The organism is Thermomicrobium sp. (assembly GCF_053493975.1).
This window is the reverse complement of record NZ_JBRBZA010000010.1, coordinates 1-12,725: the sequence shown is the minus strand read 5'-3', so window position 1 is coordinate 12,725 and position 12,725 is coordinate 1. Positions and strand designations below refer to the sequence as shown.

Annotated in this window: 14 protein-coding genes and 1 other RNA gene; 7 read left to right on the top strand and 8 right to left on the bottom strand. The window is 64.3% G+C overall.

What is annotated here, in order from left to right; translation table 11 throughout:
- The first annotated feature begins 122 nt into the window (after nucleotides 1–122).
- The 4 genes from ACWIVK_RS02150 to ACWIVK_RS02135 all read left to right on the top strand — a co-directional run bounded on the left by ACWIVK_RS02150 (nucleotide 123) and on the right by ACWIVK_RS02135 (nucleotide 1,983).
- On the top strand, nucleotides 123–515 hold the full coding sequence (locus ACWIVK_RS02150; RefSeq protein WP_448574887.1) for a DUF2267 domain-containing protein: 393 nt from the start codon (nucleotides 123–125) through the stop codon (nucleotides 513–515).
- Nucleotides 516–918: 403 nt separating this feature from the next.
- The gene (locus ACWIVK_RS02145; protein WP_448574886.1) at nucleotides 919–1,395 is read left to right on the top strand and encodes an EVE domain-containing protein; all 477 of its coding nucleotides are present in this window, start codon (nucleotides 919–921) and stop codon (nucleotides 1,393–1,395) included.
- Nucleotides 1,392–1,655, top strand: coding sequence for a hypothetical protein (locus ACWIVK_RS02140; protein ID WP_448574885.1), 264 nt, complete (start codon nucleotides 1,392–1,394; stop codon nucleotides 1,653–1,655). The genes ACWIVK_RS02145 and ACWIVK_RS02140 overlap by 4 nt, the downstream gene beginning before the upstream one ends.
- A 103-nt stretch (nucleotides 1,656–1,758) precedes the next feature.
- A complete protein-coding gene (locus tag ACWIVK_RS02135) occupies nucleotides 1,759–1,983 on the top strand; it encodes a hypothetical protein (RefSeq protein WP_448574884.1) in 225 nt (74 codons plus the stop codon).
- A 385-nt stretch (nucleotides 1,984–2,368) separates the two neighbouring features.
- Here ACWIVK_RS02135 and ssrA read toward each other — a convergent pair.
- Nucleotides 2,369–2,721, bottom strand: a transfer-messenger RNA (tmRNA) gene (gene ssrA, locus ACWIVK_RS02130).
- 184 nt (nucleotides 2,722–2,905) lie between these two features.
- Nucleotides 2,906–3,388 (bottom strand): SsrA-binding protein SmpB, encoded by a 483-nt coding sequence (gene smpB / locus ACWIVK_RS02125; RefSeq protein WP_448574883.1) that lies wholly within the window; start codon nucleotides 3,386–3,388, stop codon nucleotides 2,906–2,908.
- 172 nt (nucleotides 3,389–3,560) lie between these two features.
- On the opposite strand from smpB, the gene ACWIVK_RS02120 reads away from it, so the two are divergent.
- From ACWIVK_RS02120 to aroA, 3 genes are read left to right on the top strand one after another with little or no spacing between them, the layout of a single operon-like run.
- Nucleotides 3,561–4,370, top strand: coding sequence for a class I SAM-dependent methyltransferase (locus ACWIVK_RS02120; RefSeq protein ID WP_448574882.1), 810 nt, complete (start codon nucleotides 3,561–3,563; stop codon nucleotides 4,368–4,370).
- 21 nt (nucleotides 4,371–4,391) lie between these two features.
- Nucleotides 4,392–4,847, top strand: a complete 456-nt coding sequence (locus ACWIVK_RS02115) for a dTDP-4-dehydrorhamnose 3,5-epimerase family protein (protein ID WP_287425408.1) — start codon at nucleotides 4,392–4,394, stop codon at nucleotides 4,845–4,847.
- A 10-nt stretch (nucleotides 4,848–4,857) separates the two neighbouring features.
- The gene (aroA, locus tag ACWIVK_RS02110) at nucleotides 4,858–6,162 is read left to right on the top strand and encodes a 3-phosphoshikimate 1-carboxyvinyltransferase (protein ID WP_448574881.1); all 1,305 of its coding nucleotides are present in this window, start codon (nucleotides 4,858–4,860) and stop codon (nucleotides 6,160–6,162) included.
- A 1-nt stretch (nucleotide 6,163) separates the two neighbouring features.
- Here the strand turns inward: aroA and aroC are convergent, their stop codons facing one another.
- Genes aroC through rfbB form a run of 6 tightly spaced genes read right to left on the bottom strand, consistent with a single transcriptional unit; the run spans nucleotide 6,164 to nucleotide 12,020 of the window.
- On the bottom strand, nucleotides 6,164–7,234 hold the full coding sequence (aroC, locus tag ACWIVK_RS02105; RefSeq protein WP_448574880.1) for a chorismate synthase: 1,071 nt from the start codon (nucleotides 7,232–7,234) through the stop codon (nucleotides 6,164–6,166).
- Between the two features lie 5 nt (nucleotides 7,235–7,239).
- Nucleotides 7,240–8,124, bottom strand: coding sequence for a GNAT family N-acetyltransferase (locus ACWIVK_RS02100; protein WP_448574879.1), 885 nt, complete (start codon nucleotides 8,122–8,124; stop codon nucleotides 7,240–7,242).
- Between the two features lie 29 nt (nucleotides 8,125–8,153).
- Nucleotides 8,154–9,881: a peptide ABC transporter substrate-binding protein gene (locus ACWIVK_RS02095; protein WP_448574878.1), complete on the bottom strand. Its 1,728-nt coding sequence runs from the start codon at nucleotides 9,879–9,881 to the stop codon at nucleotides 8,154–8,156.
- Nucleotides 9,871–10,233, bottom strand: a complete 363-nt coding sequence (locus ACWIVK_RS02090; protein ID WP_448574877.1) for an AAA family ATPase — start codon at nucleotides 10,231–10,233, stop codon at nucleotides 9,871–9,873. Before ACWIVK_RS02090 ends, ACWIVK_RS02095 begins: the two co-directional genes overlap by 11 nt.
- 42 nt (nucleotides 10,234–10,275) lie before the next feature.
- On the bottom strand, nucleotides 10,276–10,989 hold the full coding sequence (locus tag ACWIVK_RS02085) for a PP2C family protein-serine/threonine phosphatase (RefSeq protein ID WP_448574876.1): 714 nt from the start codon (nucleotides 10,987–10,989) through the stop codon (nucleotides 10,276–10,278).
- Entirely contained in the window at nucleotides 10,986–12,020 is a 1,035-nt protein-coding gene (gene rfbB / locus ACWIVK_RS02080; protein ID WP_448574875.1) for a dTDP-glucose 4,6-dehydratase, read from the bottom strand. Before rfbB ends, ACWIVK_RS02085 begins: the two co-directional genes overlap by 4 nt.
- Between the last annotated feature and the right edge of the window lie 705 nt (nucleotides 12,021–12,725).

The following is a 12,725-nucleotide window of genomic DNA, read 5'->3' as shown; positions in this document are numbered from 1 at the left end:
CTGCTCGTTGGGCACCGCGCGAGCCGATGCGCGAGCGGCCAACGAGACAGCCGGGCTTGCACGGACGAGCACGCACGGGCATGCTGGACGTGCACGAGTCGATGAGGCAGGGAGGAATGACGATGCAGTTCGACGAATTCATCGGCAAGGTCCAGCATCGGGCACGCTTGGCCTCGCGGGGCGAAGCGGAACGCGTCACTCGTGCCGTCTTGGAGACGCTCGCTGAGCGGCTGGCCGGGGGCGAAGCCAAGGACCTCGCCGCGCAGCTCCCGATGATCGTGAAGGACTATATCTTGGAATATCCCCATGCCGGTGAGGGACGGCACATGTCTCTCAAGGAGTTCTACGAGCGTGTCGCCGAGCGACTGCACGCGCCGATGCCGGAAGCCGCCTTCTGGGCTCGTGCGGTCATGAGCGTCGTGCAAGAAGCGGTCAGTGCCGGCGAGCTCGATGACGTCAAGCATCAGCTCGGTCCCGATTACGCACCGCTTTTCGAGTGGGAAGGACCACGCTGAATCGACGCTCCTCGCTCCACGGGAGCGCCCAAGTCCGAGCATGGCTCGGACTAGGGCGTGGGTCATTCGCCTCGTCCGATCAGCTCCCCTACTGAACAGGTGGTCACTCCTTCCCCGCCGACTGGGCAAGAGCGACAGTCGGGATTGCGTGGCCGAGTGAACGGATGACTCCCCCCTTCTGCCCCAGCGACGGCGGATCGTCGCCTTCGAACCTCATCGAGAGACGATCGCACCGGGGAGAGCGCTCGTGCCCTTCACGGACCAACGGTCGGAGATTGCGCTGCTCTACGCTTCTTCCGGTAAGACCACTGGTCGCACGCTCGGCGTACCCTGCCGAGCACCCTGCGGGGATCCGCAGTAGACTGGTGACGGGCGGAACGAGCGATGCGGGAAAGGAATGCTGATGGCTGAGCCGCAGTACTGGATCCTCGTCGGATCGGCCGAGAACCTGGAAGCGACGCGAGCGCACGGCTTCACCGTGCAGGGCTTCAAGTCGCGTCACCGCAAGAAGGCGGAGGCGATGCGTCCCGGTGATCGCCTCGTCTACTACGTGACCGGTGTGCAGGGCTTCGCCGCGACTGCCCGGGTGACTTCGGACGCTTTCGAGGATCACACGCCGATCTGGAAAAGCAAGGACCCCAAAAAGGCTGCGGAAGACTATCCCTGGCGTGTCCAGATCGAAGCGGAGGTCGTGCTCCCTCCCGGCGTGTATCTTCCTGCTGAAGACATCGCTCTCCAACTTCATCATGTCCAGAAGTGGCCCAAAGACCATTGGCGATTAGCCTTCCAAGGGCAGCTTCATCGCATCGACGAGCACGATTACGAGCTGATCCGCACAGCGCTCGTCCAGGCAGCGAGTCGGCAGAGTGTCGCCCCATGACACGCACGGTTTGGCGGCTGATCAAGAGTCTCGGTGTCGCGCTCGCGGTGATGGCCCTGAGCATCCTTCCGCCAGGTCTGCACCTCGTCTTGGGGCCCCTTTCGCCACTGATCGGAGGTTTTGCCGCTGGCGTCGTCGGAGAACTCCGTGCTGGAGAGGCATTCGTGCTCGGCCTCCTCGAGGCGATGGCAGCTGGTCTCGTGGCCGGCTTCATTCTTCCGGTACTCGCTCATTTGGAGTTGGGAACCGCGACGCTCTGATTTTTCGGTGTCGGGGCTGCCATCCACGCTAGCACACTGAGCGGGGTCGCGGCGTATTTTGGAGGCCAGCAAGGTCGGCGTGCCCGGTGAGAGAGGGGGAGCGATGGGCTATTGTCCACGTTGCGGTGAACACACCCCGTACCGAGAAGCGGATCGGGAGCGGACGATGGAACTTCTCCCGATCCGCATACCAGTCCATTCCCGCATCGTGCCGATTCCGCCGGACGTTCCTGATGGAGCAACGATCCGATACGCTGGATGCCTTTTCAGTGTGCGTCGGGTGGGGGAAGCGTACGAGTTGACGCTGCTGCGCGTCGGTCACGCCTGAGCCTGCCGGTACCTCGGTACGAGTGGCAGCCAACCCAGCTAGCTGATCGCTGAGCAGAAAGCTGCCACGCCGAGCCATGTCACGGCACGCGACCGGTGGACTCTCCGCAAAGAGCGATCGGCTCGACACCGACTCGACGGCCCGGTCGTCGCGAGCGGGGGAGAATCGAGACGATCGCGTGCGGTGAGGCGCATCCACACCGGGCGAGCGGTGACGTACGCGAGTGTCGCGGCCGGGAATGCGGTGACGAACGCTTCTCACCCACACTGATCGCCAAGTGAAGCGCAGAAAAGAGCAGAACTCCCGCTCGCCCAGCGACCTCGTGCGTTTCCCGCCGCGCGGGGTAACAAAAACGAGCGCCTCGACGAGCTAGCGAGGCGCTTTCCGGTGGAGATGGGGGGAGTCGAACCCCCGTCCAGAGCGTTCAGCCGAGGATATGCTACAGGCTTAGTCGGTGTTCTGCTGTCGCTGCCAGGCTCCCACCGACAGGATCCCGGTCAGCCGAGCCGGATCACACTTGACCTCGCCCGCACCGGCGCTTGGGCGAGGGGCACCCCGGTCTTGCGACGCCCGCTCCGAACCCACCGGGGAAGGGTTCGGGCAGACGTGGCTGCGTGAATTACGCAGCCAGAGCGAGTTCGCGCTCGCCAGTTACTTGGCTGCCCCTTTTTACGAGTTCGTGGGCGACCTCGGCCTGCAATCCTCGCACCTACGGCCCTGTCGAATCCAGTCATCCCCAGGGCTCATCGTCGCGAGCGCGAACGAAAGTATACCGCATCCGGAGCGTTCCGCCAAGAGATCAGCCCTGTCCAGCGGCTCGGCCGTGCTTTCGCCTGGTCTTCGCATCCGCGCCAGCGCACTGAGCAGGCGCGACGCGCTTCGGCTCCTTCTCCAGGGAATCGTTCCCGTCAGTCCCGAACCGTCACCAGCGCGGGCTCATCGCCCGCTCGATCTCGCGCCGCGCTTCCCGCTCGGCGATCGTCTCGCGCTTGTCGTACTGCTTCTTGCCGCGCGCCAAGCCGAGATCGATCTTGGCCAGGCCTCGACGGATGACCAGCCGGAGCGGCACGAGCGTATACCCGCGCTTTTCCAGCTTGCCGCGGAGATAGTCCAACTCCCGCTTGTGCACGAGCAGTTTTCGCGGACGCGTCGGATCGTGCTGATGCTTCCCACTGGCACCCGGATACGGGCTGACATGCATACCGATGAGCCAGAGTTCACCGTCCTCGATGCGCGCGTAGGCATCGCGGAGATTGACTCGCCCAGCTCGGATCGACTTGATCTCCGAGCCGGTCAGCTGGATGCCCGCCTCCAGCTCCTCTTCGATGAAATAGTCATGGTACGCCTTGCGGTTGACCGCGATGACCTTCTCGCCCTCGCGGCTCTTGGTCGTTCCCTTGCTCATGCTTCAATCCTACTCCGCCACGCCGGTGCACTCCAGACTGCTTCCGTCGGCCACCACACGGGACGACACGATGCCTCGAGGCGACTGAAGAGTCCAGCTGGGTTGCTGCCGCTCGGTCCAGTCAGCAAGCTGATCGCGCACTCCGTCGCCGCGCTGAGTACACTGGATCGGGATGGACGAGACGATCGACGCCTACGAGATCATCGCCGAATATTACGACCTCGAGTTCGCCAGCTTCAGCGACGACATCGAGGTCTATCTGGCCTTCGCCCAGCGCACCGGCGATCCGATCCTCGAGATCGGCTGTGGAACCGGTCGGCTCCTCGCGCCGCTGGCGCGAGCCGGATACACCGTTCACGGTGTCGATCGTTCTCCCGCTATGCTGGCCCGCGCTCGCGAACGGCTCCGCGCCGAGGGACTCGAGCATGTCCAGCTGTTCCAAGCCGATGCGGTCGATCTCCGACCACTGGCCGACGGTCTCTACCGGCTGGCCATCATCGCTCTGAACGGGTTCCTCCATCTCCTCGATCGAACTGCCCAGCAACGAGCGCTGGCCGAACTGCATCGTGTCATGACCACAGGCGGGCTCCTGCTCCTCGATCTGCTCCACCCCACCCCGGCGCAGCTCCAGGCCTTGGAGCAGCCGCTCAGCTGGGACGGCAACTGGCACTTACCGGACGGAAGTCGCCTCGACCGCTTCGCCAGTCGCCGCGTGCATCCGTCGGAGCAGACTATCATCACGACACTCTTCTACGACCGGACTGATGCACGATCCGGCCAGGTGACCCGCCGGGTCGTCAGCTACACGCTCCGCTTCGTTCATCGCTTCGAGCTGGAACTCCTGCTCGAACAGGCTGGGTTCGCGGTCGAAGCCGTCTATGGCTCGTACGATCTCGACCCGCTCACCGACGAGAGCCCGCAGATGTTCGTCGTAGCGCAGCGCCAGCTGTCCCCGGCTATACTCGCTGCGCGTCGAGCGTGAGATCGTTGCGGAGGCACGGCTGTGATCCACGGGGTCGAAATCAAGCGACTGGTCACCCACGTCGACGAGCGCGGTTCGCTGACTGAACTCATTCGCTGCGACGATCCCTTCTTCGAGAAGTTCGGTCAGTGCTACGTGTCCGTCTCTTGGCCCGGGGTCATCCGCGCCTGGCATTGGCACAAGAAACAGACCGATTACTTCGTCTGCATCCGCGGGATGATCAAGGTTCCCTTGTTCGACCTGCGTCCGGAGTCCCCGACCTACCGCGAGCTCAACGAATTCTTCCTGGGCGATGACAATCGGATCGTTCTCAAGATTCCGCCGGGCGTCGCACATGGGTTCAAGAACATCGGGACGGAACCCTGTTACCTACTCAACTTCCCGACCGAGCCCTACGATCCGGATGATCCCGACGAATATCGTCTGCCCTACGACACACCGGAAATCCCGTACTCGTGGGAGATCAAGTATCGCTGAAGGAGCTGCTGTGACGCTGCATCGCACCTATCCGCCTCGCTTGCCCATTCGACCCGCCGAGCAGCCGGTGGACGCCATCGTCCGGCTCCCGGGTTCGAAGAGCTTGACCAACCGGGCACTCGTCCTCGCCGCTTTGGCGGATGGCACGAGCGTGCTCGAAGGAGCCCTCCTGAGCGAGGACAGCTGGGTGATGATCGATTCGCTGCGCCGTCTCGGCATTCCGGTAGACATCGACGAGACCGCGCAACGCATGATCGTGCAGGGGAAGGGCGGCACGCTGCCAGCGACCCACGCCGAGCTGTTCGTAGGCAATTCGGGCACGACAGCTCGTTTCCTCACGGCGATGACTGCGCTCGGTCACGGCGAATACCTGATCGACGGCGTGCCGCGCATGCGCGAGCGACCGATCCAACCGCTCCTCGACGCACTGGCGCAGTTGGGTGTGCAGGCTGAATCGCTACTCGGCACCGGTTGTCCGCCGGTCCGGGTGCGGAGTCATGGGCTTGTCGGAGGAACCATCCGCCTGAGGGGCGACATCTCCAGTCAGTATCTCAGCGCGCTCCTCATGATCGGCCCCTGCACGCGCGACGGTCTGCACATCGAACTCGAGAGCCCGCTCGTCTCCGTGCCCTATGTCGAGATGACACTAGCCGTGATGGCTGACTTCGGGGCGATCGCGACGCACGAGCAGGCTCGGGTCTTCCACGTCCCGGGGAACCAGCGCTACCGATCCCGCACCTACGCCATCGAGCCGGATGCCTCGGCCGCATCCTACTTTTTCGCCCTCGCCGCCGCAACAGCCGGTCGTATCCGTGTCGTCAATCTGGGCACGCGATCTCGCCAAGGTGACGTCCAGTTCGTGGACCTTCTGGAACGCATGGGCTGTACCGTCATTCGCGAGCCCGATGCGCTGACGGTCATCGGGAAACGACCGCTCCGCGGCATCGAGGCGGACATGAATGCGATTTCCGATACCGTTCCGACGCTCGCCGCTCTCGCGCCGCTCGCCGAAGGGCCGGTCATCATTCGCAATGTGCAGCACATCCGGTACAAGGAAACCGATCGCATCACAGCGGTCGCGAACGAACTCCGCCGCTTGGGCATCACCGTCGAAGAGTTTCCCGATGGACTGCGCATCGAGCCCGGTCCCGTCCGGCCGGCCGTGATCCGGACCTATGGGGATCACCGCATGGCGATGAGCTTCGCGATCCTCGGCTGCGCCGTCCCCGGCTTGGAGATCGATGACCCGGGATGCGTGGCCAAGACCTTCCCGGACTTCTTCGAGAGGCTGGAGGCAGCGCTCGGTCGCCGCTGAGTCATCGAACGCGAGCCGCGCGATTCATCAGATAACAGTCAGCCAGGACCAAGAGGAGCATCGCCTCGGCCACCGGCACCACTCGAGGGCAGATCGACGGATCGTGGCGCCCCTCCACCACGATCGTGCGCTCGTGACCGTGGATATCGACCGTTCGCTGCGGCCGTGCGATCGAGGAGGTCGGCTTCACTGCCAGGCGAACGATGATCTCCTCGCCGGTGGAAATCCCTCCCAGCATGCCGCCGGCATGGTTCGTCAACGTCCGCACGCGACCATCGTCCAGGATGAAGGGATCGTTGTGCTCATGACCACGGAGGCGCGCGGCAGCGAAGCCGTCGCCGATCTCGACACCTTTGACGGCTGGGATGCTGAGCATCGCATACCCGATCAAGGCATCGAGCTTGTCCATCGTCGGCTCACCGAGTCCGGGTGGCACGTTGAGTGCCCGGACCTCGACGATTCCCCCGACGCTCGTCTTCTGCTCCTTCGCTTCGAGGATAGCTGCCACCATCTTTTGCGCTGCGACCGGATCCGGACAACGCACCGGATTGCGGTCGATCTCGTCACGATCGAACGTCTCGATCGTGATTCCAGCGAGTTCGCGGACGAAGCCGTAGACCTCGACGCCCGCCACCGTGCGCAAGAGTTGGCGCGCGATCGCACCGGCAGCGACTCGCCCCCACGTCTCGCGGGCACTCGAGCGCCCGCCACCTCGGTGATCCCGGTGCCCGTACTTCACCCAGTAGGTGTAGTCAGCATGTCCGGGACGGAAGACATCGCGCAGCGGTTCGTACTTGCTGGAATCAGCGTCGGCATTGTAGGTGATGAGCGAGATCGGCGCTCCGGTCGTTTTCCCCTCGAACACTCCGGACAGGATGGTCACGCGGTCGCGCTCCTGACGCGGCGACGTCACTTCGCTCTGCCCGACGCGCCGCCGATCGAGGTCACGTTGGATGATCTCCTCGTTCAGTTCCAGGCCTGCTGGACACCCGTCGACGACCACACCCAGTGCGGGCCCGTGCGATTCGCCCCAGGTCGTCACGCGGAACAATCGTCCGAACGTGCTGCCCATCGTCCCTACGCTCCTCCGTTTCCTCGCCAGCGGCGTCGGTCCCAGGCTTCGATCGGATCAGCCAGCCAGCGCCCGTAGAGCCGGTAATCGAGTTCGGGAACGCGCCGGAATCCGAACCGCTCGTAGAGCCGCCGGCTCCGCTGATTGCTCGCTTGCGTGCTGAGCGCAATGCGATGCGCTCCACGAGCAGCCAGGACCTGCGCTGCCCAGATCAGAGACTCGTATCCGTATCCACGTCCCTGGAACGCCGGCGCCACTGCCAGCCGATCGAGATGTCCCCACCCGCGCAGGCGCGTGATCCCCACATAGCTGACCGGCGTACCGTCCCGTTCCCGCCCCAGATAGACGTCGACGCGCGGATCGCTCATGTACGCATCGAACTCCTGCTCACTATTCCACCAAAGCCACGCGAAGGCATCATGATCCAGATCCAAGAGTTCTCCCATCGCGAAGGAGTCTTCCAGCGCAACGCGCTCGAACCGCAAGCGGGCTGGGACCGGCGGCGTCGAATAGAGAACCATCTCGTAGACGAGGATCTCTTCGATCAACGAGAAACCCAACCGCTGGTAGAAACTGCCCGATCGCCGCTCCTCCTGCTCCGTGGCGACCAGGAGCTGTTTCCCCTGCTCGGTGGCCGCGCGCGCCAAGGATTCGATCAGTTGATCGGTAAGGTTTCCCGTCGTAACCTCGAGAAGCGCAACGATCTCCTCGCGGTGACGCCACGGACCGGCCAGCACGTACTCGCCAGTCCTGGGTGCCCACAAACTGAGTCCGGGCGCCTCGCGCACGAGACGAGCCACGCCCCGGAGATCGTAACGAGTACCCCACTTCAGCCGGAGACGAGGCAGGTCTTCCGGTTCCAGAGGAACGATGAGCGTCGATCCGACCATCACGCAATTGCCCTCGGCCGATTCTCGCATCAACGGGCAGCACGCTCCGGCGCGATCCAAACTCTCTCCAGACCGAGGATACCCAAAGGGGTAACCGGAAGGTCGCGCACCCGCGGTGCGACGAGCAAGTATTCCACGTCGAACGTCAGCGGCAACACCACTGCGTCGTCGAGGATCTGCTGCTGCGCTGCCACGAGCAACGCCTGCCGCTCCAGTGGATCGCTGGTCCGCCGGGCAGCTGCGAGAAGCTCTTGCACCGCAGCATTCCGATACTCGATCGGCCGGTTCGGACTGTCCTCAGCGAAGAGCGCATCGATCACCGCCTCCGGATCGGGATAGTCGGCGATCCAAGAGAAGACGAAGATCGGTAGGCGCCGAGCATCGAGCTCGGTCAAGTAGTCGGGCCAGTCGTACTGAAGCACTTCGACCTCGACTCCGAGCTCGCGGCGCCACACCTGCCCTAGCATGACTGCGACGTCACTCCCAGCGCTGGCGATCTCCAACCGAAGCGAGCGGCCGGTCAGTGTGCGGCGCGCCTGCTCCGGGTCGAAGGGCGGTACCGCCGCTCCCCAGGGACCTCCCGGCATACCCTCCGGAATGAGTCCGTGTGCCAATGGCACCTTTCCCTGGAGCGTCACCCCGGCGACCTTTTCGCGCGGGAACGCCTGGATCAGAGCTCGCCGCACGACGAGGTCGTCCAACGGCGGAGCACCAGGATTGAAGAACACGTAGGTTCCACCGAAGAGCGGCTGGGCGATCAGCTGGTCGCGATACGGCGACTCGGGTGCAGTCAACCGATCGACCGCCCAAACCGGAACAGCAGCGACGTCGAGCTGTCCCCGTTCGTACTGGTTCAGCGGGGACAAGGCAGCTGCACCGATCCGGATGCGAACTTCGCGCAAGTAGGCTGGCGCAGGCCGGTACTGTGGGTGACGCCCTAGCACGATTTCCTCGTCAGTCCAGCGCACGAGCCGGAAGGGTCCACTTCCCACCGGCTGACGCCACCAGTCCGATCCGCGCTCGACAGCGTCGCGCTTCACCACACTCGCCACCGGAAGGGCCAAGCGGAGGAGAAACGTGGGGCTGGGCTCGACGAGGAGAAGGCGGAGCGTTCGCTCGTCCACGACCGCGATACCGGGGACATCACTGCGCCGGCCGAGCATCCGCGCCTGCGCACCGACGAGGTCGCGTAGGAAACCCCAGGCTGGTAACGCGCGGCCATCGCCATCGGCTAAGGCAGGATCGCAGGCCCGTTCGAGGGAGTACTTGACGTCCATCGCGGTAATCGGACTTCCATCGTGAAACCGTGCATCAGCACGCAGCCGAACCGTATAGGAGCGCCCGTCGGGCCCGATCTCGATCCGCTCGGCGAGCTCCGGGACAGGATTGAGCGCGCGATCGAAGCGGACGAGGCCGCGGAAGAGCTGCTGGACGACGAACGCTGATTCCACGTCCCGCACGAGCGCCGGATCGAGCGTCAACGGGCCCTCCGGCGTGCCAGCTAGGGTGAGGAACTGCTCTGCACTCGTAGGCGGTGGCGTGGGCACTGGTGGGGCCGTAAGAACGGTTCCCGGTAGAAGCGTCGCAGTGACTGACACCGAGACGGGCACGGTGGGAGTCGGCGACGCCTGGCCGGGGAGCACGAGATCGGGCGTGGGGGTAGCTGGCCCGGATCGGCTCAGCGGCAGACTGAACCGACACCCAGTGAGCAACAGGGTGATGAGGAGGAGAAGCGAGAGGAGTCGGTCACGTCGCATGCTGACCCGCCCTCTCGAGCGCTCGCAGGATCTGCTCCACCACTTCGTCCACCGTCAGCCGACCGGTATCGAGCACGAGGTCAGCATGCGCGCGAGCTTCCGCCAAGCGCCGCTGCTCCTCCTCGTAGAGCCAGGCCGGCCAGTCAGCACCTCGCCGCTCCCGAACCGTCTCCAAACTGGCATCGAGGAACACGACCAGATCAGCCGCCGGTCGGCGCCAGAGATCGCGAACGATCGAATGCTCTTGGCCCACCGCGATCGCTTCCACGCCACGAGCGGCGAGTGCTGCGGCGATCGTCGATTTTCCCGCCCCGCAGGGACCGACGAGCACGACTCGCACGATCTCCCTCACTCGACTCGACCGTGAAGTGTAGCGACTGGGCCAAGCGGCAGCTCACTCGGTCAGCGGAAAGGTGAGCGCGAGTCGGCGAACCGGTTGCCTCACCCCACCGGCCTGCAATCGCAGGACCACCACCGTCATGTCGTCCCGAGGATGACCGCGATCAGCTGCGAGGGCTGCGGACAAGACGCGGTCAGCCAACTGCTGTGCTGTCTCGCAGGCCAAAGATTCCTGGCGGGCCAGCGTCGCCAGATCGATCGTTTTCCCGGCGTGTGCCCCGGCATGCGCCACTCCATCGCTCACGACGAGCACGGTCAGCCCCGGCTCGAGCTCCCACTCGGTCACGCTCGGGCGCGTATGTCGGTACAGTCCGATCCGGCCCCCTGTCGAAGCAAGGAGCTTGACTTCACCGTCGCGAATCAGTACGAGTGGTGCCTCGCTGTTGCGCGTCACCACCAAAGTCCGGCTCGCCAGATCGACCGAGACGATATCGAGTTCGGCCGAGACCCGCCCACCTCGCAGCGTGAAGAGGAAGTCGTGCGCGGCGCGAGCCGCTGCACCATCGCGCACTCCCTCATTGAGCAGCGTCACGACACGACCGGCCACCTGAAGGCTCAACAGTTTCGCGGCCATTCCGCTACCTTGTGCATCGACCAGGACGACCGAGAGCCCACCACCCGGTCGTTCGATGAGTTCGACCGTGTCGCCGCTTTCGCGGTTACCAGCCCGATGCGTCTTGGCCACAGCCAGCTCGATCGTCAGCGTCACGGCTGGTTGCGGTATCCTTCTCGTCCCTGGTAATTGCGAGCGTAATAGGCGGCGAACGCGGCATCGCGCCGCGCCGACCACCAATCCGTTCGCGAGCGATACCACGCGACCGTCCGCGCCAAGCCTTCCTCGAAGTCGACCATCGGCCGCCAGCCCAGCGCCCGCAGTCGACTCCAATCGACGGCATAGCGCCGATCGTGTCCGGGCCGATCGGCGACGTGCACGATGGCACCCGGGTCAGCGCCGAGCAGATGTACCAGCGCTCGCGCCACCGCGATGTTCGGTCGATGCTGCCCGGCCCCAACGTTGTAGGCCTGACCAGGCTCACCCCGTACCAGGACTGTCCAAATGGCTCGGCAGTGGTCTTCGACGTAAAGCCAGTCGCGCTCGTGTAGTCCGTCACCGTAGAGCGGGATCGGTCGGCCACTGAGGAGGTTCGTAATGGCCAAGGGAATGAACTTTTCCGGATGCTGGTAAGGACCGTAGGTATTGCAGCCACGAGTCACCAACACGGGGAGGCCGTAACTCGTCCAGTAGGCGAAGACGAAGTGCTCTGCGGCCGCCTTGCTCGCCGCGTAGGGATTGCGGGGCCGCAGCGGCTCGTCCTCGCCGACCGAACCGCTCAGCACTTCGCCGTAGACCTCGTCGGTGCTCACGTGGAGAAAACGACCGACACCAGCCCGGAGCGCCTGCTCGAGAAGCACCATGGTACCCCACACGTTCGTCTGGATGAAGGCCGCGGGCTCCAGGAGGGAACGATCCACATGCGTCTCGGCTGCGAAGTTGACGACCGCGTCGCAGCCAGCTATCGCCTCGGCCACTGTCGCTGGATCAGCGATATCTCCCACGAGGAAACGGACACGCGGATCACCCAGAATGTCTTCCAGATTCAAAAGGCTCCCGGCATAGGTCAGCTTGTCGAGAATGACGACGCTCGGGATACCGGCTGCGAGCGCCAGACGGACGAAGTGGCTACCGATGAAGCCCGCACCGCCGGTTATCAGGATGCGTCGGAATGCTGCGTCGCTCACCAGATCCTCCCGCTCGCCTGGCCCAGCCTAGCACCGGCGGGGATCGGGCGGCAAGCCCAGCTGACCCCTACCGACGGCACGCTGGGAAACCCGATCCGGCCCCGTCACTGAGGCGACGAAGGCGAATGGGACACCGGCGTGCCAGCGGCACACCTCATGACCGAGCGCCGCTTTTCGCCATGACTCTCGTGCAAAGCCGGTGAGAAAGCGCTCTCGTCTCATCGTCACTTCTCACCAGTGTCCACATCGGACTTCAGCGCGGCGATCCGAAGGACGAAAGTTTGCGTACTCAGGTCTTGACAAGCGGAGCTATTTGTACTACTTTGGTAGTGGCCATTCGTACCGATCCCGGGAAACTCAGACTAAGAGTGAGCGGAATGTTGGTACTACTCGGTGCGGGTCGGTCGCAATACGGGAAGGGGGACCCCGGTGAAGTGGAAGAACTGGAAGATCCGTTGAGTTCTGCGTGCTCCGAGCGAGGAGCGGACCAGGGCCCCGGCTCTCTTTCTCTTCGCGAGGCCGGGGCTCTCCGTCTACGGAGATTGGGGACTTTCCTCCCCTTTTGGGGGACGCGAGTCGCGCCGCAATCACGCACTGGAGTACGATGCTTCGCCCGGAGCAAGTGTGGTACACCATCCATGGACTGATCGGATCCGAGAGCGTCCATGACCGTGCAGCGTTCGACAGTCGATCTCCGGCGGCTTC

Excerpts from the sequence above, each read along its gene's own strand:
- ACWIVK_RS02145 (WP_448574886.1), top strand. The coding sequence starts at position 919 with ATGGCTGAGCCGCAGTACTGGATCCTCGTCGGATCGGCCGAGAACCTG.
- aroC (WP_448574880.1), bottom strand. The coding sequence starts at position 7,234 with ATGGGCAGCACGTTCGGACGATTGTTCCGCGTGACGACCTGGGGCGAA.
- ACWIVK_RS02095 (WP_448574878.1), bottom strand. The coding sequence starts at position 9,881 with ATGCGACGTGACCGACTCCTCTCGCTTCTCCTCCTCATCACCCTGTTG.
- ACWIVK_RS02120 (WP_448574882.1), top strand. The coding sequence starts at position 3,561 with ATGGACGAGACGATCGACGCCTACGAGATCATCGCCGAATATTACGAC.
- smpB (WP_448574883.1), bottom strand. The coding sequence starts at position 3,388 with ATGAGCAAGGGAACGACCAAGAGCCGCGAGGGCGAGAAGGTCATCGCG.
- ACWIVK_RS02100 (WP_448574879.1), bottom strand. The coding sequence starts at position 8,124 with ATGGTCGGATCGACGCTCATCGTTCCTCTGGAACCGGAAGACCTGCCT.
- ACWIVK_RS02140 (WP_448574885.1), top strand. The coding sequence starts at position 1,392 with ATGACACGCACGGTTTGGCGGCTGATCAAGAGTCTCGGTGTCGCGCTC.
- ACWIVK_RS02135 (WP_448574884.1), top strand. The coding sequence starts at position 1,759 with ATGGGCTATTGTCCACGTTGCGGTGAACACACCCCGTACCGAGAAGCG.
- ACWIVK_RS02150 (WP_448574887.1), top strand. The coding sequence starts at position 123 with ATGCAGTTCGACGAATTCATCGGCAAGGTCCAGCATCGGGCACGCTTG.